Origin of the sequence: Leucobacter sp. NPDC077196 (genome assembly GCF_040687075.1) — a bacterium.
Taxonomy (GTDB): Bacteria; Actinomycetota; Actinomycetes; order Actinomycetales; family Microbacteriaceae; genus Leucobacter.
On sequence record NZ_JBFBML010000001.1, the window covers coordinates 368,012 to 394,049 of the forward strand.

The 26,038-nt window shown below is 66.8% G+C and carries 29 protein-coding genes; 24 read left to right on the forward strand and 5 right to left on the reverse strand.

The annotated features are described in order from the left end of the window. Positions 1-140: 140 nt before the first annotated feature. The 6 genes from infA (at position 141) to rplQ (ending at position 3,203) form a co-directional block, all read left to right on the forward strand. Positions 141-362, forward strand: coding sequence for a translation initiation factor IF-1 (infA, locus tag AB0O71_RS01795; RefSeq protein ID WP_010156420.1), 222 nt, complete (start codon positions 141-143; stop codon positions 360-362). A 69-nt stretch (positions 363-431) separates the two neighbouring features. After that, on the forward strand, positions 432-548 hold the full coding sequence (gene rpmJ, locus AB0O71_RS01800) for a 50S ribosomal protein L36 (protein ID WP_005050492.1): 117 nt from the start codon (positions 432-434) through the stop codon (positions 546-548). Between the two features lie 166 nt (positions 549-714). Continuing rightward, positions 715-1,083: a 30S ribosomal protein S13 gene (gene rpsM / locus AB0O71_RS01805; protein WP_090147134.1), complete on the forward strand. Its 369-nt coding sequence runs from the start codon at positions 715-717 to the stop codon at positions 1,081-1,083. 47 nt (positions 1,084-1,130) lie between these two features. Further along, entirely contained in the window at positions 1,131-1,529 is a 399-nt protein-coding gene (rpsK, locus tag AB0O71_RS01810; RefSeq protein WP_010156423.1) for a 30S ribosomal protein S11, read from the forward strand. A 153-nt stretch (positions 1,530-1,682) separates the two neighbouring features. Further along, on the forward strand, positions 1,683-2,669 hold the full coding sequence (locus AB0O71_RS01815; protein ID WP_363741187.1) for a DNA-directed RNA polymerase subunit alpha: 987 nt from the start codon (positions 1,683-1,685) through the stop codon (positions 2,667-2,669). Between the two features lie 45 nt (positions 2,670-2,714). Next, positions 2,715-3,203, forward strand: coding sequence for a 50S ribosomal protein L17 (rplQ, locus tag AB0O71_RS01820; protein WP_363741189.1), 489 nt, complete (start codon positions 2,715-2,717; stop codon positions 3,201-3,203). Between the two features lie 148 nt (positions 3,204-3,351). Here the strand turns inward: rplQ and AB0O71_RS01825 are convergent, their stop codons facing one another. Further along, entirely contained in the window at positions 3,352-5,232 is a 1,881-nt protein-coding gene (locus AB0O71_RS01825; RefSeq protein WP_363741191.1) for an acyltransferase family protein, read from the reverse strand. 96 nt (positions 5,233-5,328) lie between these two features. Between AB0O71_RS01825 and AB0O71_RS01830 the strand changes: the two genes are divergently transcribed. The 4 genes from AB0O71_RS01830 to glmM all read left to right on the forward strand — a co-directional run bounded on the left by AB0O71_RS01830 (position 5,329) and on the right by glmM (position 8,698). Then, positions 5,329-6,225, forward strand: coding sequence for a tRNA pseudouridine synthase A (locus tag AB0O71_RS01830; RefSeq protein WP_363741193.1), 897 nt, complete (start codon positions 5,329-5,331; stop codon positions 6,223-6,225). A 146-nt stretch (positions 6,226-6,371) separates the two neighbouring features. Continuing rightward, positions 6,372-6,818, forward strand: a complete 447-nt coding sequence (gene rplM / locus AB0O71_RS01835) for a 50S ribosomal protein L13 (protein WP_010156429.1) — start codon at positions 6,372-6,374, stop codon at positions 6,816-6,818. A 33-nt stretch (positions 6,819-6,851) separates the two neighbouring features. After that, on the forward strand, positions 6,852-7,331 hold the full coding sequence (rpsI, locus tag AB0O71_RS01840) for a 30S ribosomal protein S9 (RefSeq protein ID WP_363741196.1): 480 nt from the start codon (positions 6,852-6,854) through the stop codon (positions 7,329-7,331). Positions 7,332-7,348: 17 nt separating this feature from the next. Further along, a complete protein-coding gene (gene glmM, locus AB0O71_RS01845) occupies positions 7,349-8,698 on the forward strand; it encodes a phosphoglucosamine mutase (RefSeq protein ID WP_363741198.1) in 1,350 nt (449 codons plus the stop codon). A 100-nt stretch (positions 8,699-8,798) separates the two neighbouring features. Here glmM and AB0O71_RS01850 read toward each other — a convergent pair whose 3' ends face one another. Together AB0O71_RS01850 and coaA are read right to left on the reverse strand one after the other, a co-directional pair. Beyond that, positions 8,799-10,082: a hypothetical protein gene (locus AB0O71_RS01850; protein ID WP_363741201.1), complete on the reverse strand. Its 1,284-nt coding sequence runs from the start codon at positions 10,080-10,082 to the stop codon at positions 8,799-8,801. 80 nt (positions 10,083-10,162) lie between these two features. Beyond that, a complete protein-coding gene (gene coaA, locus AB0O71_RS01855) occupies positions 10,163-11,155 on the reverse strand; it encodes a type I pantothenate kinase (RefSeq protein WP_363741204.1) in 993 nt (330 codons plus the stop codon). A 32-nt stretch (positions 11,156-11,187) separates the two neighbouring features. On the opposite strand from coaA, the gene glmS reads away from it, so the two are divergent. The 7 genes from glmS (at position 11,188) to AB0O71_RS01890 (ending at position 16,922) form a co-directional block, all read left to right on the forward strand. Further along, entirely contained in the window at positions 11,188-13,038 is a 1,851-nt protein-coding gene (gene glmS, locus AB0O71_RS01860; RefSeq protein ID WP_363741207.1) for a glutamine--fructose-6-phosphate transaminase (isomerizing), read from the forward strand. A 93-nt stretch (positions 13,039-13,131) separates the two neighbouring features. After that, complete coding sequence (locus AB0O71_RS01865; RefSeq protein ID WP_363741209.1) at positions 13,132-13,518, forward strand: holo-ACP synthase; 387 nt, start codon at positions 13,132-13,134, stop codon at positions 13,516-13,518. Further along, entirely contained in the window at positions 13,515-14,027 is a 513-nt protein-coding gene (tsaE, locus tag AB0O71_RS01870; protein WP_363741211.1) for a tRNA (adenosine(37)-N6)-threonylcarbamoyltransferase complex ATPase subunit type 1 TsaE, read from the forward strand. The genes AB0O71_RS01865 and tsaE overlap by 4 nt, the downstream gene beginning before the upstream one ends. Then, positions 14,024-14,668: a tRNA (adenosine(37)-N6)-threonylcarbamoyltransferase complex dimerization subunit type 1 TsaB gene (gene tsaB, locus AB0O71_RS01875; RefSeq protein WP_363741214.1), complete on the forward strand. Its 645-nt coding sequence runs from the start codon at positions 14,024-14,026 to the stop codon at positions 14,666-14,668. The genes tsaE and tsaB overlap by 4 nt, the downstream gene beginning before the upstream one ends. Next, positions 14,665-15,240 carry a ribosomal protein S18-alanine N-acetyltransferase gene (gene rimI, locus AB0O71_RS01880; RefSeq protein WP_363741217.1) on the forward strand — a complete coding sequence of 192 codons (576 nt, stop codon included), beginning with the start codon at positions 14,665-14,667 and terminating at the stop codon, positions 15,238-15,240. Before tsaB ends, rimI begins: the two co-directional genes overlap by 4 nt. Further along, positions 15,237-16,319: a tRNA (adenosine(37)-N6)-threonylcarbamoyltransferase complex transferase subunit TsaD gene (gene tsaD / locus AB0O71_RS01885; RefSeq protein ID WP_363741220.1), complete on the forward strand. Its 1,083-nt coding sequence runs from the start codon at positions 15,237-15,239 to the stop codon at positions 16,317-16,319. The genes rimI and tsaD overlap by 4 nt, the downstream gene beginning before the upstream one ends. A gap of 126 nt (positions 16,320-16,445) precedes the next feature. Beyond that, entirely contained in the window at positions 16,446-16,922 is a 477-nt protein-coding gene (locus AB0O71_RS01890) for a hypothetical protein (protein WP_363741223.1), read from the forward strand. 68 nt (positions 16,923-16,990) lie between these two features. Here the strand turns inward: AB0O71_RS01890 and AB0O71_RS01895 are convergent, their stop codons facing one another. Together AB0O71_RS01895 and AB0O71_RS01900 are read right to left on the reverse strand one after the other, a co-directional pair. Further along, positions 16,991-18,232 carry a class I SAM-dependent methyltransferase gene (locus AB0O71_RS01895; protein ID WP_363741226.1) on the reverse strand — a complete coding sequence of 414 codons (1,242 nt, stop codon included), beginning with the start codon at positions 18,230-18,232 and terminating at the stop codon, positions 16,991-16,993. Beyond that, positions 18,229-18,678 carry a DUF4190 domain-containing protein gene (locus AB0O71_RS01900; protein WP_363741228.1) on the reverse strand — a complete coding sequence of 150 codons (450 nt, stop codon included), beginning with the start codon at positions 18,676-18,678 and terminating at the stop codon, positions 18,229-18,231. Before AB0O71_RS01900 ends, AB0O71_RS01895 begins: the two co-directional genes overlap by 4 nt. Positions 18,679-18,914: 236 nt before the next feature. Between AB0O71_RS01900 and groES the strand changes: the two genes are divergently transcribed. The 7 genes from groES (at position 18,915) to guaA (ending at position 26,037) form a co-directional block, all read left to right on the forward strand. Further along, positions 18,915-19,211 (forward strand): co-chaperone GroES, encoded by a 297-nt coding sequence (gene groES / locus AB0O71_RS01905; RefSeq protein ID WP_363741230.1) that lies wholly within the window; start codon positions 18,915-18,917, stop codon positions 19,209-19,211. Positions 19,212-19,298: 87 nt separating this feature from the next. Then, entirely contained in the window at positions 19,299-20,222 is a 924-nt protein-coding gene (rarD, locus tag AB0O71_RS01910) for an EamA family transporter RarD (RefSeq protein ID WP_363741232.1), read from the forward strand. A 75-nt stretch (positions 20,223-20,297) separates the two neighbouring features. Next, positions 20,298-21,800, forward strand: coding sequence for an IMP dehydrogenase (guaB, locus tag AB0O71_RS01915; protein ID WP_363741236.1), 1,503 nt, complete (start codon positions 20,298-20,300; stop codon positions 21,798-21,800). Positions 21,801-21,899: 99 nt separating this feature from the next. Continuing rightward, entirely contained in the window at positions 21,900-23,021 is a 1,122-nt protein-coding gene (locus AB0O71_RS01920; protein WP_363741238.1) for a GuaB3 family IMP dehydrogenase-related protein, read from the forward strand. A 10-nt stretch (positions 23,022-23,031) separates the two neighbouring features. After that, the gene (locus AB0O71_RS01925; protein WP_363741240.1) at positions 23,032-23,880 is read left to right on the forward strand and encodes an SURF1 family cytochrome oxidase biogenesis protein; all 849 of its coding nucleotides are present in this window, start codon (positions 23,032-23,034) and stop codon (positions 23,878-23,880) included. A gap of 55 nt (positions 23,881-23,935) precedes the next feature. Beyond that, complete coding sequence (locus AB0O71_RS01930; RefSeq protein ID WP_363741242.1) at positions 23,936-24,445, forward strand: DUF3817 domain-containing protein; 510 nt, start codon at positions 23,936-23,938, stop codon at positions 24,443-24,445. Positions 24,446-24,453: 8 nt separating this feature from the next. Continuing rightward, complete coding sequence (gene guaA, locus AB0O71_RS01935) at positions 24,454-26,037, forward strand: glutamine-hydrolyzing GMP synthase (protein ID WP_363742118.1); 1,584 nt, start codon at positions 24,454-24,456, stop codon at positions 26,035-26,037. Position 26,038 lies beyond the last annotated feature (1 nt).

A 26,038-nucleotide genomic window follows, 5' to 3' on the forward strand; every position in this document is an offset into this window, starting at 1 on the left:
GACGACACGCCGAGTACTCTTGATCTTTGGTGCTTTGCGCCTGCTTTTGCGTTCGCGCCGACACCAGTCGGAGTGCGGCCGGAGACGCAGAAGCTGAGCATTCGCATGACCAGTACACCTACGCAAGCGATAGTGAGGCTATGGCGAAGAAAGACGGCGTCATCGAGATCGAGGGACACATTGTCGAGGCTCTGCCCAACGCGATGTTCCGCGTCGAGTTGACCAATGGACACAAAGTGCTCGCTCATATCTCAGGCAAAATGCGTCAGCACTACATCCGCATCCTCCCCGAGGATCGCGTGATCGTGGAGCTGACGCCCTACGATCTGACCCGCGGCCGCATCGTCTACCGCTACAAGTAGGTCGCTGGGAAGTAACGACTCGCGGCACTCCGCGGGTACGAGGACAGCGATACACACGAAGGAACCATCATGAAGGTCAATCCCAGCGTCAAGCCGATCTGCGATCACTGCAAGGTCATCCGTCGCCACGGGCGCGTCATGGTGATCTGCAAGAGCAACCCGCGTCACAAGCAGCGCCAGGGCTAAGGCCCAGCCGCTGACCGCCGCGGCAGGCTCAGCAGAACACGCAACTGAATATCTGATCCAGCGCATCGAAGAACCCGCTCAGCAGCATTCCGCGGGGGACACCTCGGGCCGGAGGCCCGAACCCCCGATGCGCACCACACCTCCACGATCCGCAAGGAGAGCCAACATGGCACGTCTCGCAGGAGTCGACATCCCACGCGATAAGCGCGTTGAGATTGCACTCACTTACATCTATGGCGTCGGGCGCACCAGCGCACTCAAGACCCTCGCCGACACCAGCATCGATGGCAACATCCGCGTCAAGGATCTGTCGGATGAGCAGCTCGTCGCGCTTCGCGACTACATCGAAGGCAACTTCAAGGTTGAGGGCGATCTCCGCCGCGAGGTCGCAGCCGACATCCGCCGCAAGGTGGAGACCGGCAGCTACCAGGGGCTTCGCCACCGTAAGGGCCTGCCTGTGCACGGTCAGCGCACCAAGACGAACGCTCGTACCCGCAAGGGCCCGAAGCGCACCGTCGCCGGCAAGAAGAAGTAACGCCGGTCCGTTAGACCCACACACAGAGCTTTTCAGGAGAATACTCAATGGCTGCACCAAAGACCGCGGCTCGCAAGCCGCGTCGCAAGGACAAGAAGAACGTCGCCGTGGGCCAGGCCCACATCAAGTCGACCTTCAACAACACGATCGTCTCGATCACCGACACCACCGGTGCTGTGATCAGCTGGGCCTCTTCAGGCGGCGTCGGCTTCAAGGGCTCGCGCAAGTCGACCCCGTTCGCCGCTCAGCTCGCCGCTGAGTCTGCTGCGCGCAAGGCGCAGGAGCACGGCATGAAGAAGGTCGACATCTTCGTCAAGGGACCGGGCTCGGGCCGCGAGACCGCGATCCGCTCGCTTCAGGCCGCAGGCCTCGAGGTGGGCTCGATCAACGACGTGACGCCGCAGACGCACAACGGCTGCCGTCCGCCGAAGCGCCGCCGCGTCTGATCGGAGAGTCGCGTCGGCGCGAGCCGGCGCGACTGCCGCCCGTGGGGCGGCGATCCGTCATTCCCAGCACCGGCTCCGACCGGTGCTTCAGCCCACTTCAATCCCGATACCGCATGAGTCATATAGCGGACTCCAGCGAAAGGATCACACACCGTGCTGATTGCACAGCGACCCACTCTGACTGAAGAATCGATCTCCGAGTTCCGTTCGCGTTTTGCCATCGAGCCGCTTGAGCCCGGCTTCGGCTACACGCTCGGCAACTCGCTGCGTCGTACCCTGCTGTCGTCCATACCCGGCGCCGCGGTTACCAGCGTGCGTTTCGAGGGCGTCGCCCACGAGTTCACGACCATTCAGGGCGTGACCGAGGACGTAACCGAGATCATCCTCAACATCAAGGATCTCGTCGTCTCGAGCGAGCATGACGAGCCGATCACCGCCTACCTGCGCAAGACGGGCGCTGGCGAGGTCACTGCAGCCGACATCTCCGCTCCGGCGGGCGTCGAGGTGCACAACCCCGAGCTCGTCATCGCAACGCTCGGCGACTCGGCCCAGTTCGAGCTCGAGCTCACGATCGAGCGCGGGCGCGGCTACGTCTCGGCCGCTCAGAACCGGAACGAAGATGCAGAGGTCGGCCGTATTCCGGTCGACTCGATCTACTCACCGGTGCTGAAGGTCACCTACCGCGTCGAAGCGACGCGTGCAGGGGAGCGCACCGACTTCGATCGTCTGGTCGTCGATGTCGAGTCGAAGCCGGCGATCTCGCCCCGCGACGCAATTGCGTCTGCAGGGTCGACGCTCGTCGAGCTCTTCGGTCTCGCACGCGAGCTGAACACCGCCGCCGAGGGCGTCGAGATCGGCCCCGCGCCGGTCGAGGTCGTCGCCGAGGGCGAGCTCTCGATCCCGATCGAGGATCTGGATCTCTCGGTGCGCAGCTACAACTGCCTCAAGCGCGAGGGCATTAACACGGTGAGCGAGCTGGTAGCGCTCTCCGAGGCGCAGCTAATGAACATTCGCAACTTCGGTCAGAAGTCCGTTTTCGAGGTGCGCGACAAGCTCACCGAGATGGGCCTCTCGCTCAAGGACGCGGTGCCCGGGTTCGACGGTGCGCAGTTCTACAGCTACGAAGACGACAACAACTAACGGTTCGGCACTGTCCGCCCGACCGCACACTTACTGGAGTAAATAATGCCCAAGCCCAACAAGGGCCCCCGCCTCGGAGGCGGCCCCGCACACGAGCGTCTGATGCTGAACCAGCTGGCCTCGCAGCTCTTCGAGCACAAGCGCATTCAGACGACGGAGACCAAGGCAAAGCGCCTGCAGCCCGTCGCCGAGCGCCTGGTCACCTTCGCGAAGCGGGGCGACCTGCACTCGCGTCGTCGCGTGATGCGTCAGATCCTCGACAAGTCCGTGGTGCACGAGCTCTTCACCGAGATCGCTCCGCTCGTCGAGAACCGCGATGGCGGCTACACGCGCATCGTCAAGACCGGTTTCCGCAAGGGCGACCGTGCGCCGCTCGCCGTGATCGAGCTCGTGCTCGAGCCCGTGTCGCCGAAGCCCAAGGCTGAGAAGCCCGCGGCACCGGCTGCGGCAGCAGCTGAGGAGCCGGCTGAGGAGACCGCAGCCGCTCCTGCCGAGGAGACCACCGAGGCACCCGCTGAGGAGAAGGCCGAGTAAGTACTCGTTCGATTCGCCGAGAGCCCCCGCTGCGCGCTGCGCAGCGGGGGCTCTCGGTTTCTCCGGTACAGTCGCCTGGTCTGGCGCGGTGCGGCTTCCGGGCACGCCTCGCAGCAGTGCCTCGTGCGATCAGCCCAGCCGCTATCGCTTACCGGCGGGGCACTGAAAAGCCGACTCCCTCGCCCGGCTGCTGCAGCTCATCGAGCGCTGCTTGCACGCACTCGGCGTAGAGCTCGCCACCACTTGGATTCGGATGGATGCCATCTCCCGCGAGTGCCGTATTCGGGGCGGCGGAGATGGTCCCCTCCCAGTCCGCGAGCACGACTCCGCGATGGGCGTCGGCGTAGGCTGCGAGCGTCTCGTTCACGCTGGGAACCCAGTCGCGATCGGCGTGCGCGTTGACGAGCACGAGCTGCCGATCCCCGGCAGAGGCGCGGAGCGCATCGAGTTCTTCGGCGCCGACGGGGCCATTGGTGCCGAGGCCGACGAGGAGCACCGGGCGCACACTGCCCCCGCCCGCCTGTTCCGAGGCGAGTTCCACCCCCACGCCCATCCCCCGGGAGACCGCGGCATCGATGGTGATGCCAGGAAATCGTTCTTCGAGCTCCGGCAGGCTCGCCAGCATCACCGAGTCGCCGATCGCGCTCATGTCGGGGCCCTCTGGGGAGAGGGAACCGGGCGCTCCGGCTTCACCGTCGGCGTGCTCCTCCACCCCGGCGTCAGGGTCAGCAGCAGTCTTGGATTCAGCAGCAGCGTCGAGCGCCGCCTTGCCCCGTTCAACCGCATCGGCCGCGGTGGTTTGCGTCGGTGCGGTTGCGACAGCGAAGACGGTGGCAGGGGCGGAGACTACCAGCACCGCCGCCATCACTGCGACGACTGCCCGACGCTGCGGCGTGGCTTTGGCCGGGCGCAGCAACATGGCGAGCGATCGCCTGAGGCCGAAGCGGCGCACGGGCTCCTCGACGTAGCGATACGAAACGGCAGCGATGCCGATCGTCGTCACCAGCGTGATGGCGCCCACTCCCTGCGGCAGCGCGGTGGCGAACAGGGCGGACGCGATGAGCAGCAGCGGCCAGTGCCAGAGGTAGATGCCGTACGAACGTTCGCCGATCCAGCGCAGTGGTCGCGCATCGAGTACCGCCCCGATCCAGGCTCCAGGTCGGGTGACCGACCACACGGTCACGAGGGCGGCGAGTGACGCGAGCTGAAAGCCCCAGGCAAAACTCTGCGGGCTGCCCTCCGGCAGCGTCGCGGCGAGCCATCCCAGCGTGCCGAGACCGGCCAGGGTGGTTGCACTGAGAGCGAGCTGCGCCATCGCACCCGGTCGTTCGTGCACCTGGGCCCGCGCACCCGGCCCCACGAGCAGGGCCAGTGCTGCGCCGAACGCGAGCCCGAACGTGTGCGTGTCGGAGCCGAAGTAGACGCGCGTCGGGTCAGTCCCGGCGGCGGCGAGCACCATCATGAGCAGTGCCGAAGCGGCGCCGAGCACCATGAACGGAAGCGCGCGGACCGCACGCCCGCGGATTCGGACCACCAGGAGCAAGATGAGGGGGAGCACGATGTAGTACTGCTCCTCGATGGCGAGCGACCAGGTGTTTCTGAAGAGCTCGGGCGCGTCCCGGGCGAAGTAGTCGGCACCGCCGACGATCGACGTCCAGTTGCTCACGAAGAGTGCGGCACCTGAGATCTGACGGCCGATTCCGACGAGCAGGTCGCGGTCGATGAGCAGTGCGAGCGCCGTCGAGACGACGAGCACGAGGCCGAGTGCCGGCAGTAGTCGACGGGCGCGCCGTCGCCAGAAATGCCCCAGACGAATTCGGCCCGTGCCTGCGTGCTCGCGCAGCAGCAGCGTCGTGATGAGAAAACCGCTGATGACGAAGAAGACGTCGACGCCGAGGAATCCCCCGGGAAGCGCGCCTGGGAAGAGGTGATAGCAGAGCACCAGGCCGACCGCGATCGCGCGAAGTCCATCGAGTCCCCCGAGCCGGTCGGCGCGAGGGTGGAGGCGGGTCGGTGATGTCTGTGTCATGGCGGCAAGTGCGGCACCGTCTTGCGGCGACGCCTCGGACATCCAGTGTACGTTGCGTGATCGGAAGCGAACCGAGCCGTCTGGCAGGATCGAAGCATGCACTCTGCTCCCGTACGCCTGCGGTTCGACCTCTCATACGACGGAACCGACTTCTCGGGCTGGGCAGCGCAGCCGGGGCTGCGCACCGTGCAGGGCAGCTTGGAAGCGGGAATTGCAACGCTGCTCAGGATCGCCGAGCCGGAATCGACCCGTCTCACGGTCGGCGGCCGCACTGACGCGGGGGTGCACGCCAGGGGCCAGGTCGCCCACCTCGATGTCGCCGAGGCTCGACTCGATCAGTGGGCGGGGCGACGTCGGCCCGATCAGCCGGTTCCGGGGGAAGCCGAACTCGCTCGGGTGCGGGCTCGCAAGCTGAACGGCGTCGTCGCCCGAGAAGCGCCGGACATCGTCGTTCATTCGGTGCGCAGAGTGCCGTCGACTTTCGACGCGCGCTTCTCGGCGCTGAGGCGTCGGTACGAGTACCGGCTCATCGGCGCCGGCATGCGCAAGGATCCTCTGGTGGCCAGGTACACGGCCGAGGTGCCGCGCCCGCTCGACTTCGACGCCATGCAGTCGGCGGCCGACGAACTGCTCGGCCTGAACGACTTCACCACGTTCTGCAAAGCACGCGACGGCGCCACCGCGGTGCGCGACCTATTGCGCTTCGAGTGGAGACGCACGGAGGACGGCGCCTACGCCGCCCGTATCGAAGCGGACGCCTTCTGTCATTCGATGGTGCGGGCGCTGATCGGGGCGGTCGTGGCCGTGGGCAGCGGGCGCATCGACCGCGACGAGCTCGTCGCGCTGCGCGATGCGCGCATGCGAACGAGCCGCTTCACCGTGATGCCGGCGCACGGACTCTCTCTGGAGGAGATCGCCTACCCTGACGACGACGAGCTCGACTCCCGCGCCGCGGCGACCCGTGCACGCCGGGCCCCGGTCGGCCGAAGCTGACGCAAGGGCGACAGTGTGCTAGTGTTGGTCCTTGGTGCGTAAGCACCCGATTTGTTGAGCCCTCCACCCGCGCGCGCACCCCTCGGGGACCACGCACCGGAGCGGGATCCACGAACTCCTCCAATTCGACAGAAAGCAGCACTCTAGTGACTCGCACGTATTCACCGAAGGCCGCCGAGCAGAAGCACGATTGGGTCGTCATCGACGCAGCCGACGTGGTGCTCGGCCGCCTCGCATCGCACGCGGCAGCCCTGCTCCGCGGCAAGCACAAGACCACCTTCGCTCCCCACATGGACATGGGCGACTACGTGGTGATCATCAACGCGGACAAGGTCGTTCTGACCGGAAACAAGGCGAAGAACAAGCGCGCCTACCGTCACTCGGGATACCCGGGCGGTCTCCGTTCGGTCAGCTACACCGAGCTGCTCGAGAAGAACCCCGAGCGCGCGGTCGAGAAGGCCATCCGCGGCATGCTCCCGAAGAACTCGCTCGGTGCAGATCTGTTCCGCAAGCTGAAGGTGTACGCAGGTGCCGAGCACCCGCACGCGGCTCAGCAGCCCACCCCCTACACCTTCGGCCAGGTCGCGCAGTAATCGCGCCCCGAGACCTCAGAGAGAGAATTCACAGTGACTGAAGAGCAGACCGTGGCCACCGAGAGCTACACCACCGAGACGCCGGCCGGCCAGGCCGACGTCGCGACCCCGCGTCCCGCACTCACCGTTCCCGGTGCAGCTGTAGGTCGCCGCAAGCAGGCCATCGCCCGCGTGCGCCTCATCCCCGGTTCGGGCACCTTCACGGTGAACGGACGCGAGTTCGCGGAGTACTTCCCGAACAAGCTGCACCAGCAGCTCATCACCGATCCGTTCACGGCGCTCGAGCTCAACGGCTCGTACGACATCATCGCTCGCATCGGCGGCGGCGGCCCCTCGGGTCAGGCCGGAGCGCTGCGCCTCGCGATCGCTCGTGCACTGAACGAGATCGACGAAGAGCACAACCGCGCCACGCTGAAGAAGGCCGGCTTCCTGAGCCGCGATGCGCGTATCAAGGAGCGCAAGAAAGCCGGTCTCAAGAAGGCCCGCAAGGCGCCGCAGTACTCGAAGCGCTAAATCGAGGCTTCCAACACATGGGACGCCTATTTGGCACCGATGGGGTTCGAGGGCTGGCTGGCGTCGATGTGACCGCCGAGCTGGCCCTCAGCCTTGCTCGCGCTGCGGCTCTCGTTCTCGGGCGTTCTGCCCGGGGCGAGAGCCGTCGTGCTGTTGCCGTCGTAGCGCGCGATCCGCGCGTCTCCGGCGAGTTCATCTCGGCGGCGGTCTCCGCCGGGCTCGCTTCCGCCGGCGTCGACGTTCTCGACGCCGGAGTGATTCCGACACCTGCAGCGGCGTACCTGGTGGCCGACACGGGCGCCGACTTCGGTGTCATGGTGTCGGCCTCGCACAATCCTGCCGCCGATAACGGCATCAAGTTCTTCGCCGAAGGCGGGCGCAAGCTCGCCGACGATGTCGAAGACGAGATCGAAGCGGCGATGGAGGGTCCGGTCGTGGCCGTCACCGGCCGCGAGGTCGGACGCATTCGTCGGTTCGCAGACGCCGAGGACCGCTATCTCGTGCACCTGCTCGGCACGCTCGAGGGCACACGCCTCGACGGTGTGCACGTGGTGCTCGACTGCGCGCACGGAGCCGCGGCGGGCATCTCACCGGATGTCTTCACTGACGCGGGTGCCCGGGTCACCGTGATCGGCAATGATCCCGACGGCTTCAACATCAATGAGGGCGTCGGGTCGACTCACCTCGAGCCCCTGGCCGCTGCCGTTATCGAGCACGGCGCGGACCTCGGGATCGCGCACGATGGGGACGCGGATCGCTGCCTCGCAGTGGACGCTGCCGGTAACGTCGTCGACGGCGACAAGATCATGGCGATCCTCGCGCTGTCGATGGCGCGTCGCGGAAAGCTCGTGCGCAACACGCTGGTCGCCACGGTGATGTCGAACCTCGGTCTGAAGCTCGCGATGGCAGACAACGGCATCGACGTGGTCGAGACGGGGGTCGGTGACCGGTACGTGCTCGAGGCGATCAACGCCGAGGGATATTCTCTCGGCGGGGAGCAGTCGGGTCACGTGATCATGAGCGATCACGCGACGACAGGTGACGGAATTCTCACCGGTCTGCATATCGCCGCTGAGATCGTGCGCAGCGGGCAGACGCTGACCGAGCTCGCCACGTGCATGACGGTCTATCCGCAGGTGCTCGTGAACGTGCGGGGCGTCGATCGGACCGGCGTCGACGGCGACGAGGTGCTGCAACAGGCGGTGCGTCAGGCCGAGATCGCCCTCGCGGGCAATGGACGAGTGCTGTTGCGTCCGTCGGGTACGGAGCCGGTCGTCCGAGTGATGGTCGAGGCGAAGCACGTTGACGATGCTCAGCGCCTCGCCGACGACCTCGCGGGCATCGTGCTCGAACGCCTCGCGGTGTAAGGCCAGTCGATACGCCGATGCCCGGTCCTTTCGGGGACTGGGCATCGGCGTTTCTGCTCAGCGCTGGCCTCGAGAGCCGGGAGCAGCGCGAATAACGGGCTCAGTACCAGTGCGGATCTCGCGCCTGCCAGGCGACCCAGGCTGCGCACGGGCTCCCGTAGGCCGCTTGAATGTATGAAAGACCCCAGTCCACCTGCGTGTTGCCGTTCGTCCGCCAATCGGGGCCTGCAGCGGCCATCTTCTCGGCAGGCAGTGACTGGGGGATGCCGTACGCGCCGCTGTAGGGGTTGAGTGCATCGGCACGCCAACCCGATTCCCCGTTCCAGAGCGAGACGAGGCAGGAGAACTGGTCGTCGCCCCAACCATGGGCGCCGAGGGACGAACGAGCGTAGGCTTTCGCACCAGCCGGGTCGATGCTGACGCCGCCGCCCGGGTCCCCGCCGCCGGGATTCTCGCCGCCGGAGTTGCCTCCACCTGGGTTCCCGCCCCCCGTGCCGGGATCAGCGCCCCCCGGTGTCTCCGACCCGCCCGCGGGGGTGTCCGCGGGGGAGCTCGCGTTGCGGTCACGCTCTTCCTGCTGCCGCGCCGCCTCCTCGCGCTGCCGCTCTTGCTCCGCGGCCTGTTCGGCCACCTGCAAGCCGATCTGATACTGGCGCTCTGCATCAGCGGTCGTTCCGCGCAGTGCAGCCAACTGGGCATACATCGTCTCGCTTCGCTCGCCCGCGCGTGCAACGGCGGCGTCCGAGTCGCGCTGCGCCCGCTCAGCGGCCGCAGCGGCCGCATCAGCATCGTCTGCGAGACGTTCCCGCTCTCGCTTCGCGTCTGCAGCCTGGTCGTGGAGCGAGCTCGCCGAATTGACCTCTGTCTTCGCGCGTTCGGCGATGCCGTTCCAGGTTCCCGACACCTGGGATGACATGCTGAACTTCGCCATGAACTCCTCTGGGTCGGACGCCGTTGCGAGCGCGCTTGCGCTCGCAAGTCCCGTCCCGTTGGTGTACATCCAGGAGACCATGCGCCCGAGGGCCTCATCATTGTCGCCGAACGACTGCTCGGCCTGCGCGATGCGAGATCGGAGCGCCTCTTCACGGGCGACCGCTGCCTCGAGCGCCTCCCGTGCCTCCCGCGCACGACTGTGGGCGGCCGCTGCGGCCGTCGTTGCAGTCGTCGCCTCATCACTCGATTGCTGCAATGCGCTCTGCAGGCGTTCGTATTCGGCTTGCGTCGCCGCTTCGGAATCCTGCGCCGCCCGCACTTCAGACCACGTGGGATAGCCGCCCTCGCTGCTCCCGCCATCGACGGCGATCGCCGGTATCGTTCCGGCGAGCACGAGCGAGGCGGCGAGCCCCGCAATCAGGGTGCTCCGAATACAACGATGGGGGCGCATAGCCTCCAGCGTAAGCGATGCTGCAGACACCGGAGCAGGAAGGTGCCCGGAGCCGGCGGGGCGGCCCGAAGCCGGCACCGCTACAACTTGCGCAGCAGCACCTTCTGCACGCGGTGGTCCGATTCCTTGCGCAGCACGAGGCTCGCCCGCGCGCGCGTCGGTCTGATGTTCTCCACGAGATTGGGCTCGTTGATGTTGTTCCAGAACTCATCGGCGATGGCGAGCGCCGCGTCGTCGTCGATCGTCGCGAAGCGACGGAAGTGCGAGGTCGGATCCGCGAACGCGCTCTCGCGCAATTGCAAGAACCGGTGCCGGTACCAGCGCTGAATGTCGGAAGACCGAGCATCCACGTACACCGAGAAGTCGAAGAGGTCGCTGACGGCGAGCGGATGATCCATCGAGGCGGGCTGCAGCACGTTCAGCCCCTCGACGATCAGGATGTCGGGACGACGGACGACGGTGTACTCGCCAGGCACGATGTCGTAAACGATGTGACTGTAGTGAGGAGCCCGCACCTCGTCGACGCCGGCCTTCACCTGGGAGACGAATCGGAGCAGGGCCCGACGATCGTAGGATTCGGGGAAGCCCTTGCGATGCGCGATGCCGCGGCGCTCGAGTTCGGCGGCTGGGTACAGAAATCCGTCGGTCGTGATGAGCTCGACCTGCGGCGTCTCCGGCCATCGCGCGAGCAGATCGCGCAGGATCCTCGCCACGGTCGACTTGCCCACCGCGACCGATCCGGCGATGCCGATGACGAACGGGCTCTGCCGCTCGCTGCCGCGCTGCAGGAAGCCGCGAGTGCGTTGGTGCATCTCTCGTGCGGCGATGGCGTATTGGTTGATGAGGCGGCTGAGTGGCCGGTAGACCTGGGACACCTCGGCGAGATCGAGCGGTTCGCCCAGACCGCGGAAGGCCGCGATCTCGCCCTCGGTGAGCGGCATCGGGGTCTCCCCGGCGAGCCGGGCCCACTCGTCGCGGCCGATCTCGGTGAACGGCGAAGTGAACTCGGGGCGGATGAGCGGGTGCGTGTCGGTGGAGACCGCGGCGCCGGCCGGGGAGGTGTTCTGGGTCATCGTGCATCAATGGTGCCACTAAACTAAGCACCATGTGTGGAATCGTTGGATATGTCGGCCCGAACGACACGGTCGAGGTACTGCTGAACGGACTTCGACGGTTGGAATACCGGGGGTATGACTCTGCGGGCGTCGCGGTGGTCGACGCGACGGGGGCGCTCTCGGTACGCAAGCGCTCGGGCAAGCTCTCCCGGCTCGAGGACCTGCTCGAAGCGAGTCCGCTGGATGCCGCGGGCACCGGTATCGGACATACGCGCTGGGCGACGCACGGCGGCCCGACCGACGTGAACGCGCACCCGCACCTCGGGGATGACGGCAAGCTGGCCGTCATTCACAACGGCATCGTCGAGAACTTCGCCGCGCTCCGTGCTGAGGTCGAAGCGGAGGGCATCGAACTGCTGAGTGAGACCGACACCGAGGTCGTCGCCGCGCTGCTCGGGATCGAGGTTGCGCGACAGGGAGATCTGGAGGCCGCATTCCGCACGGTGGTCGCGCGGTTGCACGGCACCTACACTCTGCTCGCGATGCATCGCGACGAGCCGGGCAAGGTCGTGGCGGCTCGCCACCACTCCCCGCTCGTGATCGGTCTCGGCGACGGCGAGAACTTCCTCGGGTCCGATGTCGCCGCCTTTGTCTCGTTCACGAAGCGCGCCGTCGCCGTGGAAGAGGACAGCATCGCGATCATCACGCCCGCTGAAGTACGGGTCACCGACTTCACGGGCAACACGGTCGAGTTCGAGGAGTTCGAGGTCGAGTGGGACGCGGACGCATCCGACAAGGGCGGCTGGTCGTCGTTCATGGCCAAGGAGATCAATGAGCAGGCTGACGCGGTCGGGAACACGCTGCGCGGGCGAGTCTCGGGGGCCGGCGTCGAGATTCCTGAGCTCACCGCGCTCGGCGATGATCGCCTGCGCGAGATCGATCGCATCATCATCATCGCTTGCGGCACCGCCTCCTACGCGGGACTCGTCGGCTCCTACGCCATCGAGCAGTGGGCGCGGGTTCCCGTCGAGGTGCAACTGAGTCACGAGTTCCGCTACCGCGATCCTGTGCTCTCCGACCGCACGCTGGTAATCTCGGTCAGCCAGTCGGGCGAGACGATGGATACGCTCATGGCCGTCAAGTACGCCATCGAGCGCGGCGTGACGACGATCTCGGTCTGCAACACCCAGAGCGCGACCATTCCGCGGGAGTCGGACGCCGCCGTCTACACGCACGCCGGCCCCGAGGTCGCGGTCGCGTCGACGAAGGCGTTCATCGCGCAGATCACCGCGATCTACCTGGTCGGCCTCCACCTCGCACGCGTACGAGGCACCTTCTCCGCAGAGGAGCAGGCGCGTGCGGTCGAGCAGTTCGAGGCGCTCCCGGCGAAGGTGGCGGAGGCGATTGAGACTCGCGACCAGATTGCGCAGCTCGCGCACTGGATGGCCGATACTCGCTCGGTGCTGTTCCTCGGACGCCACGTCGGATACCCGATCGCGCTCGAGGGTGCGCTGAAGCTCAAAGAGATCGCGTACATCCACGCCGAGGGCTTCGCCGCAGGCGAGCTCAAGCACGGACCGATCGCCCTGATCGACCACGGTCAGCCGGTGTTCGTGCTCGTGCCGAGCCCGCGCACCTCGCCGATCATGCATTCGAAGGTCGTCTCAAACATCCAGGAGATCCGAGCTCGCGGCGCCCGCGTCATCGCGGTGGTGGAGAAGGGCGACACTGCGGTGCTGCCCTACGCCGACGACGTCGTGCGCCTGCCGCTCGCCGACACGCTCTTCGAGCCGCTGCTGCAGGTGATTCCGCTGCAGTGGTTCGCCCTCGAGCTGTCGACCGCGAAGGGTCTCGATGTCGATCAGCCGCGCAACCTCGCGAAGTCGGTTACGGTCGAGTAAGGATGCGGTCGCGTAAGAACTCGATCGAGTAAGAACACGGTCGAGTAAGCAGGGTGCGTCGGGGCAGCAGCGCTGCGGCGCGTGAGGAGCGTGATGATTCTCGGAATCGGCGTCGACACGGTCGATATCGCTCGCTTCGAGCGCACCCTCGCCCGCACACCGCGCTTGCGCGAGCGACTCTTCACGGAGGCGGAGCGCTACCTGCCGGTGCATTCGGTCGCGGCGCGTTTCGCCGCGAAGGAGGCTCTGATCAAGGCGCTGGGCGGTTCTGACGGGCTGAACTGGCACGATATGGAAATCGTGCGCGACACTGACAGGCCCCCGGCCTTCGTGCGAACGGACCGGCTGCTCGCCGCGCTCGCTCTGGCGGGTGCGGCGATGCCGCACGTGTCGATGACGCACGATGGCGGCTTCGCCACGGCGTTCGTCGTGGTGGAGGCGAGGGCGCCAGAGGCCGAGGCCGCGGAGGGGGTGCGATGACCGCGCAGCGCGTCGTCGAAGAGGTGCATCACGTTGCCGATCCCGAGGCCATGGGTGCCCTTGGATCGCGACTGGGGCGTGTGCTCCGCGCGGGCGATCTCGTGATCCTCACCGGCCCGCTCGGAGCAGGGAAGACCACGCTGACCCGAGGCATCGGCGAGGGGCTCGGAGTGCGCGGCCCCGTGCAGAGCCCTACGTTCGTGCTCGCCAGGACGCATCCGTCGCTGGTCGGTGGAGCGCCGCTCGTGCACGTCGATGCGTATCGACTGGCGGGCCCCGATGAGCTCGACGACCTGGACCTCGACTTCGAGGGTTCCGTCGTGGTGGCTGAGTGGGGCGCCGGCATCGTCGATACACGTTCGAGCTGGATCGAGCTCGTGATCGAGCGGCCGATGGGGACCGAAGACGCAGACACCGAAGCGGCCGATTGGTCGGAGGCGCTCATCGAACCGCGACGGATCACCATCACCGGTTACGGCCCGCGCTGGGCGGGGGGAGTACTGCCATGAGTACCACGGCACCAGAGGTGGGGGAGCACGTACTGCTCGCCATCGACACCGCCATCGGCACGACTGTCGCGCTGGGATCGAGGCAGGGCATTCAGATCGCGGCGAGCGATGACGCCAGAGGGCATGCGGAAGCCATCGGAAGGCTCCTCGACGAGGTGTTTCGCGCGGCCGACCTGTCGCCGACGCAAGTGACGGGGGTCGTCGCCGGAATCGGCCCGGGGCCCTTCACGGGGTTGCGAGTCGGAATCGCGGCGGCCCACGCGTTCGCGCTCGGGCGTGGCGTGCCGGTGCTCGCCGTGCAGGGCCACGCAGCGGTCGCTCTCGATGCGTTCGAGCGGGGAGAAACGGGCCAGTTGCGCGTCGTGCAAGACGCGCGGCGCCGCGAGCTGTTCGTGACGCAGTTCGACGGTCTGGACGCGGCGGGCATCCCCGTCGTCGCAGAGGGCCCGACGCTGATGGCGCGCACCGACTACGCGGAGCGAGCGGGCGATCTCTGGCCCGAGCGCATTCCTGCCGCGTCGCTCGTGCTGCTCGCGGCTCGCCGTCTGGCAGCCGGGCGCCCGTTCGACGACGACCGTACGCTCTACCTCCGCGCACCCGATGTCGCGCAACCCTCAGCGCCGAAGCGAGTTTCGACATGAGCGACGGCACCGTTTCCGAATCAGCTCATGCGGTTCCGACGGGCTCCGCAGCTCCCGCAGCTCCCGCAGCTCCCGCAGACCACGCGGCTCCTTCGGCGCGCAGGGCGACGCTCGACGATCTCGATGCCGTGTGGGCGCTCGAAGCCTCGGTCTTCGGCGCCGAGGCGTGGAGTCTGTCGATGATGCGCGAGGAGCTGGTGGGTGATCATCGCGACTACTTCGTGCTCGCCGGTTCGAACGGTGATGTGCTCGGGTACGGCGGCCTGCTCGCAGTCGGTACCGATGCCGATATCCAAACGATCGCCGTGCATCCGTCGCTCAGAGGCATGGGACAGGGACGCCGCCTCATGACTCTCTTGCTCGACAGCGCGGAGGCGCGAGGGGTGCGCGAGGTCTTTCTCGAGGTGCGCGCGGATAACGCCGTGGCGCACCGGCTGTACACGACCCTCGGGTTCGCTGAGATCGGTGTGCGGCCCCGGTACTACCAGCCGGAAGGCGTCGACGCGATCGTGATGCGGCTCGAGGTGCGCGCCCGTAATTCGGCCGCCACGGCACTGGAGGATCAGGCATGACCACGACCGAGCCACTCGTTCTCGGCATCGAGACGAGCTGCGACGAGACCGGCGTCGGCATCGTGCGGGGGCGTACGCTGCTCGCCAATGCCATCGCATCGTCGATGGACGAGCATGCCCGCTACGGCGGCGTCGTTCCCGAGGTCGCCGCACGTGCGCACCTCGAGGCGATGACCCCGACGATCGAACGGGCCCTCGCAGATGCCGGTGTCGCGCTCGCAGATATCGACGCCATCGCCGTGACCTCCGGGCCGGGACTGGCCGGCGCACTCATGGTGGGTGTCTCCGCTGCGAAGGCGCTCGCAGTGGCGCTTGATCGGCCGCTGTACGCGGTCAATCATCTGGTGGGCCACGTGGGTGCTGACCTGCTGCACGGCGATGGGCTGCGCGAGGCCGTCGGCGCCGTCGGCGAGCTCGAGCTCCCGACCGTTGCGCTGCTCGTCTCGGGCGGGCACACGTCACTGCTGCTCGTGCGCGACCTCGTGTCCGATGTCGAACTGCTCGGCGAGACCATCGACGATGCGGCGGGCGAGGCGTTCGACAAGGTCGCGCGGCTGCTCGGGTTGCCGTATCCCGGTGGTCCCGAAATCGATCGGGTCGCGGCTGCGGGGGATCCGCACGCGATCCGCTTCCCGCGCGGCCTCACGCTCCCGAAGGACTTGGAACGGCACCGCTACGATTTCTCGTTCTCGGGACTGAAGACCTCGGTCGCTCGGTGGGTCGAGAAGCGAGTGGCCGCGGGAGGGCCGGTTCCGGTCGCGGATGTCGCCGCGAGCTTCCGGGAAGCGGTCGCCGACGTGCTGCTCACGAAGGCGCTCGCCGCGTGCCGTGACCTCGATGTGCCGCGTCTGCTGCTCGGCGGAGGCGTGGTGGCCAACGCTCGCGTCCGTGAACTCGCCGCGGAGCGAGCCGCGTCGGCCGGCATCGAGCTCCGTGTGCCGCCGCTGTCGCTCTGCACCGACAACGGAGCGATGATCGCCTCGCTCGGGGCGCAGCTCGTCGCCGCCGGGCACGAGCCGTCCGGGCTCGTTTTCGGGGCCGACTCGACGCTCCCGGTGCAGCAGGTGCAGATGCGCTGATGCTCGGGCCGAGCGTCAAGGCCGCGTCGTTCGCGAGAGAAAAGTCGCCATTCGTCGAAGCTGAACGTTATCTTTGAAGTAGGAATGGGGGAATGCGCCTCATCGACGTTCGATCGAAGGAGAATCATGTCCGACAATCTGCCTGGCAACGACCGCAACTCGAACCCGGTTCCGCCGCCTCCCGCCTCGTCCGACGCCGCGCACGCTCCTGTAGCGCCGAGCGCGCCCGCGTACGATCCCGCAGCGACCAACCATGGCGCGCCGGCTTACAACGCCGGGCCGGTGAAGCCGAAAGGGCTGGCGCTCACCGCGCTGATTCTCGGCGTGCTCAGCTTGATCTTCTGCTGGGTCCCGGTTGCGGGCGCGGTTGGCGGCCTGATTGCTCTGATCCTCGGCATCATCGCGCTCCGCAAGGGTCAGTCGAAGGGGCTTTCCATCACTGGCATCATCACCGGCGCGATCGCGCTCGTGATCGGTGCGATTGTGACGATCGGTTTCTTCCTCGCGCTCAGCCTGGGCCTCAGCGCGGTGGAGGAGTGCTCCAATGGCGCCGAGATGGTTGAAGTCGCGGGTCAGATGGTGTCTTGCGCCGGTGTGAACTGATCTGAACCACTTGCGTGGGCGGCGGGCTCGGGAATTTCGATTCCGGAGTCCGCCGTTCGTGTGCCGGCTCAGCAGCGTTCGGCGAGCAGCGCGCAGTGTCTTCCGTCGGCATCGCGCGTGAGCACGAGCGTCGCGTGCTCGCGTCCGCGCAATCTGAGTCGCGCGCGCAGCGCGGCGGGGTCCACGTCGGCGCCGCGCTTCTTGATCTCGAGTGATCCGATGCCGCGGGCCGCGAGAGCCTTTCGCAAATCCTTCTCCTTGACGGGCAGTCGCTCGAGCACCCGGAAGACCTGGGCAAACGGCGTTGAAATGCTCGCATCTGCGGTGAGATAGGCGATGCCCGGGCTCATCATGCCGGCGCCGAGCGTCTCCGCCAGTGCTCCGATGAGGCGGGCGCGAATGACGGCGCCGTCTGGCTCATAGAGGTATTCGCCCATCGGCCGGACGTCGACGTCGGAAGCGTCTGCGGCGGCCGTCATCTCGTGAGTCTCATCCCCCCGATGCACCAGTGCGGCGCGAGAGACCCCGGGCCGCGCGACTGCACCGAACCAGAGTGCCGTCTCGACGACGTGACCATCGACGGACACCCATTGCGCCTCCGCGTCTTCGGGAATGAGGTCGCGATCGAGCCCCGGACCGAGCTTGACGCCGGTCGGCAGCCGTTCCGCGATACCGTACGCGAAATCGAGGGAGGGGGAATAGTCGTCGGGCGATGCGATGCGACGCGTATTGTGATGGCCCGTCGTACGACGTGCGGGATCGAGAAAGGCGCCGTCGACCGCTGAAAGATCGAAGGCCGCTGCATCGCCTGAGGCGACGACAGGCGACGGCACACCGTTGCGCGCGGCGACCCGTGCGAGATTGTGCGCGGCGATGCGGGCGGTGAACGCATCGAGTTCCACGGCGACGGGCGCGAGGCCGTACGTGAGGAGAGCGATCGATTCCGTACCGAGTCCGCACCCGAGGTCGGCTACCCGATCGCAGCCGGCGTCGCGGAAACGGGCCGCGTGGCCGTGCGCGATCGCGATCCTCGTGGCCTGTTCGAGCGCCGCAGGTGTGAAGAGCAGTTCGCGTGCGAGACTCCCGAATTTCGCACGAGCCTTCTCTCGAAGTCGGGCCTGCGTCAACAGGGCGGCAACTTCATCCGGCGCGCGCCCGGACGAACGGAGACCGCGGCCAACGGCGTCACTGGTCGAACCGGATTCGAGCGCCGCGCAGACGTCGCTCAACGCGACGATGCCGTTATCGCTGAGCAGGAACTCCCATCCCGGGAGCGGTTCCGTCGACGCGTGCTCGCGCCGGGTGATCAATACGACGAGTAGGAATCGAACCCCGACATTGTGCTGCCGACCGCCGCAAAAATGGTGAAGAGGAAGCCGATGTAGATCACGATGAACAGCGCGAGGAATACGAAGTACGCATACCCGATAATGAGCCCGGTGAGCGCGATGCCGCGACCCGCGTCCCCGGTGCGCTTGATCTGGCTGAGCCCCATGTGGCCGAAGACGATGCCGGCGATGGGGCTGAGGAACGCGAAGATGATCGCGAGGAACGCGAACGTGTTGGTCTTGTCGAGCGTCGTTCCGCTCGGCGCAGTCGTGAACTGCTGCGAGTCGTACCCCTGCTGCGGCTGATACGCGGGGGGCTGGGGAGCATTCGACTGCTGCGGAGCCTGATGCTGCTGGCCGTAGGGCGCGTTCTGATCCAGGTGCGGCAGGGGAGTGGTGGGCTGCTCGGGGTACTGTGGCGTGGACATTGCTCCTCCATCGGTGTGCGTCGAATCATCTGACTGCGAGCGACGGACCCGTTGGCGGTGCCAGTTCAGGGCGTCGATCCATTCTAGGCACGGCGCGCTGTTCGCTGTCGGCGATTCCCCGCTGCGACGCTGGCACTCCCCTTGCACGAGTGCCAACGAGAGCCATAGACTCTGGGGTAGACGCGCTCGCATGGGGCGGGCGTGTACACACTTCAGACATTGGAAAGAGGTCAACCGTGTCGGTCGCCATCAAGCCGCTCGAGGATCGTATCGTTATCAAGCAGGTCGAGGCAGAGCAGACCACCGCTTCCGGTCTCGTGATCCCCGATAGCGCCAAGGAAAAGCCCCAGGAGGGCGAAGTTGTCGCGGTGGGTCCGGGTCGTATTTCTGACTCCGGCACCCGTATTCCGCTCGACGTCGCCACCGGCGACATCGTGATCTACTCGAAGTTCGGCGGCACCGAGGTCAAGGTCGGCGGCGACGACTACCTCGTCCTGTCGGCTCGCGACATTCTCGCAGTCGTCACCCGCTAGCAGCGGCGCTCCAGCGGCCCCGGCGATCCTCACGGATCATCGGGGCCGCTGTCGTGTGCGGGCGCGCGACGGGAGTAGACTGCTCCGATGCGGCGGACACGTGCGGGACTCGGTTTCGGTCTCGGCGCGTACCTCTGGTGGGGCGCATTCCCGTTCTACTTCGGCCTCATCGCAATGGTCGGCCCCCTCGAGGTTGTGCCATGGCGAGTGGCTACGACGCTCGTCTTCTGCCTGCTGCTCGTGACTGTCACGAAGCGCTGGCACCGGGTCCGCGTGATCCTGCGCAATCCACGACTGCTCGGGTGGTTCGCGCTCTCTGCGCTGTTCCTCTATGCGAACTGGCAGATCTTCGTCATCGGCGTGATGACCGGGCACGTGCTCGAGACGGCGCTCGGATACTTCATCAACCCGCTCTTCACCATCCTCATCGGTGTGGTGTTTCGCAAGGAGCTTCTCAGTCGGTTGCAGTGGGTCGCGGTCGCGATCGCGGGCATCAGTGTGCTCATCGCAGCCATCGCCTACGGGTCGTTTCCATGGATCGCGCTGGGCATCGCGCTCTCGTTCGGGCTGTACGGAGCCGTGCACAAGCACGCGGGCGAAGCGGTCGACGGCATCACCGGGCTCACGATCGAAACCTTTGCCACGCTTCCCGTCGCCGCAGTGCAGCTCGGCCTGATCGCGGCGACCTCCGGGTTGACGGCCTTCACGTTCGGTACCGGCATCACGACGCTCGTGCTGTTCAGCGGCATCGTGACCGCGATCCCGCTGATCCTCTTCGGCGAAGCCACTCGGCGCCTTCCGCTCGCCCACATCGGGTTCCTGCAGTTCTTGACGCCGATCCTCGGATTCTTCTACGGCGCGTTCGTGACGCAGGAGGAGATCACGACGGGGCGTTGGATCGGCTTCATCGGCGTCTGGATCGCCCTCGTCATCCTGATCATCGACACGGTGCGGCAACTCCGACGTTCGCCGACGGCGCAGGTCAACACGGCCCCGATTCCCCTAGACTGAGAGACGGTACGGGCGCCGCATCCCGGTCGCCCGCGAATCTCTGAGAGCCCCACCCACTACACAGATAGAGGTTCCATGGAACAGCGTGACCCCTTCGCGTTCACCGGTCTGACCTACGACGATGTGCTCCTGCTGCCAGCGCACACCGACGTCATCCCCAGCGAGGCGGACACCGCGACCCAGCTGACCCGGCGCATCCGCCTGCAGATCCCCCTGATCTCGGCGGCGATGGACACGGTGACGGAAACGCGTATGGCGGTCGCCATGGCGCGCAACGGCGGTCTCGGCATCCTGCACCGCAACCTCTCGATCCAGGATCAGGCCGAGATGGTCGACCGGGTGAAGCGCAGCGAAGCAGGAATGATCACCAATCCCGTCACGACCTCGATCGACGCATCGGTCGCCGAGGTGGACGCGATCTGCGGCGAGTACCGGGTCTCGGGTCTGCCCGTCGTCGATTCGAACGACGTGCTGCTCGGCATCATCACGAATCGGGATATGCGATTCATCGACCCGAAGGATCGCTCGCAGGTGCGGGTCGAGGACGCGATGACGCGCATGCCGCTCATCACCGGACCCCGTGGAATCTCCCGTGACGACGCTGCCGCCATCTTCCGCAAGCACAAGATCGAGAAGCTTCCGCTCGTCGACGGCGAAGGCCGCCTCACCGGGCTCATCACGGTGAAGGACTTCGACAAGGAGGAGCAGTACCCGCTCGCCACGAAGGACGATGCGGGACGACTGCGTGTCGGCGCCGCCGTGGGATTCTTCGGCGACGCATGGAAGCGCGCGAGCGCTCTCGTCGAAGCTGGCGTCGACGTGCTCGTGGTCGACACTGCGAACGGGGATAGCAAGGGTGTGCTCGACATCATCGCGAAGATCAAAGCAGACCCGGCGTTTGCGGGTGTCGACGTCATCGGCGGCAACGTAGCGACGTACGCGGGCGCCAAAGCCATCGTCGATGCCGGTGCTGATGCGGTGAAGGTCGGCGTCGGGCCGGGGTCGATCTGCACCACGCGCGTCATCGCCGGTGTGGGCGTTCCCCAGGTCACCGCCGTGTACGAGGCCGCGAAGGCCGCGACCCCGGCCGGCGTGCCGGTGATCGCGGATGGCGGCCTGCAGTACTCGGGCGACATCGCGAAGGCGCTCGTCGCCGGTGCATCATCCGTGATGATGGGGTCGCTGCTCGCCGGCACCGATGAGAGCCCGGGAGACCTGGTGTTCGTCGGCGGCAAGCAGTTCAAGAACTACCGCGGCATGGGATCCCTCGGCGCCTTGCAGACGCGCGGCGAGCGCACGTCGTACTCGAAGGATCGCTACTTCCAGGCCGACGTGCCGAGCGATGAGAAGCTCATCCCGGAGGGTATCGAGGGGCAGGTGCCCTACCGTGGGCCGGTCGGCGCCGTGAGCCACCAGATGATCGGTGGCCTCCGTCAATCGATGTTCTACGTCGGAGCCCGCACGATCGTGGACCTCAAGGAGCGCGGCAACTTCGTGCGCATCACCTCGGCCGGATTGAAGGAATCGCACCCGCACGACGTGCAGATGGTCGTCGAAGCGCCGAACTACAAGCGCTGACACTGCGAGTGTGCGAGGGGGCCCGGATCGATCGCGGTCCGGGCCCCCTCTCGTGCGCCCGGCGCGGCACGCCCAGCCGCCGCCAGATAGACTGGTCGGGTGAGTAACGAGATCGAGATCGGCCGCGGTAAGCGTGCACGTCGCGTGTACACCTTCGACGAAATCGGCATTGTGCCGACGCGTCGTACTCGAGACCCCGAGCTCGTCTCGACGTCGTGGTCGATCGACGCCTTCCAGTTCGACATCCCGGTGCTCGGCGCGCCGATGGACTCGGTCATGTCGCCGGCCGCCGCGATCGCGCTCGGTCAGCTCGGCGGTCTCGGCGTGCTGAACCTCGAGGGACTCTGGACCCGACACGAGAACCCCGAGCCCCTGCTTGCGGAGCTGGCGGGCATCGACGACGAGATCGCCGCCGTGGCGCGGATGCGCGAACTGTACGCCGCGCCGATCCAGGCCGAGCTCATCACCGCCCGTCTGGGCGAGATTCGCGATGCGGGAGTCACCGTAGCCGGGGCGCTGTCACCTCACCGCACCGCGCAGTTCACCGAGACCGTGGTGAACGCCGGAGTCGATCTCTTCGTGATTCGGGGCAACACCGTCTCCGCTGAGCACGTCTCGCAGGAGGGGCGGGAGCCCCTCAATCTGAAGCAGTTCATCTACGAGCTCGACGTTCCCGTCATCGTGGGGGGCGCCGCCACCTATCAGTCTGCGCTGCACCTCATGCGCACCGGCGCTGCCGGCGTGCTCGTCGGCTTCGGCGGCGGAGCCTCGTCGACCACGCGCGCCACGCTCGGCATTCGCGCACCCATGGCCAGTGCGATCGCAGACGTTGCAGGCGCGCGCTCCGACTACCTCGACGAGTCGGGTGGCCGCTACGTGCATGTGATCGCCGATGGCGGCCTCGGTACCTCGGGCGACCTGATCAAGGCGATCGCCTGCGGCGCAGATGCAGTGATGCTCGGTACCGCACTCGCGAAGGCATCAGACGCGCCGGGTCGCGGATGGCACTGGGGCCAGGAGGCACACCACGAGGATCTGCCGCGCGGCAAGCGCGTGCAGGTCGGATCCGTGGCACCGCTCGCGGAGATCGTGAACGGCCCCGCGAACGTCGCCGACGGCAGCGCGAACTTGATCGGTGCGCTGCGCCGCGCCATGGCGACTACGGGCTACTCGGAGCTCAAGGAGTTCCAGCGCGTGGGCGTTGTCTACGCCGAGCGCTGAGTAGCGACAGGTGGCCTCGCGCAAGCTGGAGTACCTGGGTGAGCCGACGCTCGCCCAGGTGATGCGGCGACCGAGCTGGATTCTCGCGCTGCTGCTGGCACTCGGCATTGCCGTCGCATTCGCCGCGCTCGCGCAGTGGCAGGCGGGCATCGCCGTGCAGTCGCAGCAGCAGGAGCAGGTCGACACGGAGTCGGAACGGCCGCTGGCGAGTGTGACCTCCTTCGATCGGGGAGTCACCGATGCCGGAGCCGGCGTGGTCGTGCGGCTCGGCGGCGCGTTCGTGGCCGAAGATTTCGACGTCGTGTCGCCGAGGGACAACGGCGGCACCAGCGGGGCGTGGGTAGTCGGGCACCTGATCACCGATGGGCCAGACGCAGAGCCGGGCGCTCACCTCGCGGTCGCGGTCGGCTGGGCGCCGTCCGTTGCGGAAGCCGAGCGGTCGGCCGACGCGCTCGCTGCAGCATCGGCGGCGTCGGGGGAGCGCGAGCTCACGGGACGCTACATGCCGCCCGAGGGTCCGCAGGTGCCCGATGCCGATGAGGATCCCCTGACGATGCGCGCAATGGTGCCGGCTGCGCTCGCCAACCTCTGGAGCACGGTGGACGGGCCGGTCTACTCGGGCTACCTCGTGCTCCATGATGATTCGGGATCCGCTGATGCGTTGGGTGCGGCATCGCTCGACCCGATCGACTCAGTCGCGCCCCTCGCCGCCGACGCCGTGAACTGGTTGAACGTCTTCTACGCACTCGAGTGGCTCGTGTTCGGCGGCTTTGCCATCTTCTTCTGGTACCGGCTCGCACGAGACGCGTGGGAGAAGGAGCACGAGTTGCTCCTGCTCGAAGCCGAAACCACCCCCTGATCCTCCCCTGGCACCCCGGTCATCGGTGCCGTTCGCCCGCCGTAGAATGGAAGCCATGCAACTGCAGCCCAAGCCCGCCGACTACCCCCGCATTCGGAAAGCCCTGAGTTTCTACAAGGTGACCTCGGTGATCACGGGCGTCATGCTGCTGATGCTCTGCGCCGTCATGGTGATGAAGTACGCCTTCAACGTGCAGCTGTACCTCTTCACCGAAGACGGTTTCGCGCACTTCTACGACCTCGCACCCGAGGGGATTGAATCGGACTTCCAGGCGAGCGGGTTCGACCTGTTCAAGGCGATCCTCATCGCCCACGGATGGTTCTACGTCGTCTACCTGATCTCCGACTTCCTGCTGTGGAGCCCGATGCGGTGGGGCTTCCTGAAGTTCCTCCTCATCGCGCTGGGCGGAGTCATCCCGTTCATGTCCTTCTTCCTCGAAGCCCGCATCGTTCGCGAGGTCAACGGCTTCCTTGATTCCCGCGAAGGCGCCCTCGCGCCAGACGCTTCGACCCCAACCGCTGCGGCACCGTCCGCCACCACTTCGAAAGGCTCACTGGAGCGATAATGGCGACACTGTCAGAACAGCCGGAAACGGATCACCGACCGGTTCTCGTAGTCGATTTCGGTGCGCAGTACGCGCAGCTCATCGCACGCCGCGTGCGCGAGGCCGGCGTCTACTCCGAGCTCGTTCCCCACACCATCACGGCCGCGGAGGTGCAGGCGCGCAACCCGCTCGGCATCGTGCTGTCGGGCGGGCCGTCTTCGGTCTATGAGGAGGGCGCGCCGTCGTTCGACTCGAGCGTCTTCGACCTCGGTATTCCGGTGCTGGGCATCTGCTACGGCTTCCAGGTCATGGCACGCGCACTCGGGGGCACGGTCGGCAATACCGGCGACCGCGAGTACGGTGCGACTGATGCGAATCTCGTCGGTGACGGCGGTGCGATCCTCGGAGGTCAGCCCGCTGCGCAGAACGTGTGGATGAGTCATGGCGACGCGGTGCAAGCGGCCCCCGAGGGGTTCGAGGTGCTCGCCAAAACGGCCGTGACACCTGTCGCCGCCTTCGGCTCGGCCGAACGCAAGCTCTACGGCGTGCAGTGGCACCCAGAGGTCAAGCACTCGGATCACGGGCAGCAGATCCTCGAGAACTTCCTGCACCACGTGGCAGGCATCACGCCCGACTGGAACGCAGGCAACGTCATCGCCGAGCAGGTTGCCCGCATCCGCGAGCAGGTCGGCAACGCCCGAGTGATCTCAGCGCTCTCGGGCGGCGTCGACTCTGCAGTGTCGACCGCGCTCGTGCACGAGGCCATCGGTGACCAGCTCACCGCCGTATTCGTCGATCACGGGCTCCTCCGCAAGGGTGAGCGCGAGCAGGTCGAGAAGGACTACGTCGAATCGACGGGTGTGCGACTCATCACCGTCGAGGCCGCTGATATCTTCCTCGGGCATCTCGCAGGCGTGACCGACCCGGAGCAGAAGCGCAAGATCATCGGCCGCGAGTTCATTCGCGCATTCGAGCAGGTGCAGCTCGACCTTGTCGCTGAGGCCAAAGCGGAGGGCGAGCCCATCAAGTTCCTCGTGCAGGGAACGCTCTACCCCGACGTAGTCGAGTCGGGGGGCGGATCGGGTACCGCGAACATCAAGTCGCACCACAACGTCGGCGGCCTGCCTGAGGACCTCGACTTCGAACTGATCGAGCCGCTTCGCGCGCTCTTCAAGGATGAGGTTCGGGCGATCGGGCGCGAGCTCGGCATTCCCGAGGCGATCGTCGGGCGCCAGCCGTTCCCGGGCCCCGGTCTCGGCATCCGCATCGTGGGCGAAGTCACCCGCGAGCGCCTCGAGGTGCTGCGCGAGGCCGATGCGATCGCGCGCGAGGAGCTCACTGTGGCGGGCCTCGACAACACCATCTGGCAGTGCCCGGTCGTGCTGCTCGCCGACGTGCGCTCGGTCGGTGTGCAGGGCGATGGCCGCACGTACGGTCATCCGATCGTGCTGCGCCCGGTTTCGTCAGAGGACGCCATGACCGCGGACTGGACGCGCGTGCCCTACGACGTGCTGGCCCGCATTTCTAATCGCATCACCAATCAGGTGCCCGAGGTCAACCGAGTGGTGCTCGACGTCACGTCGAAGCCGCCCGGAACGATCGAGTGGGAGTAGC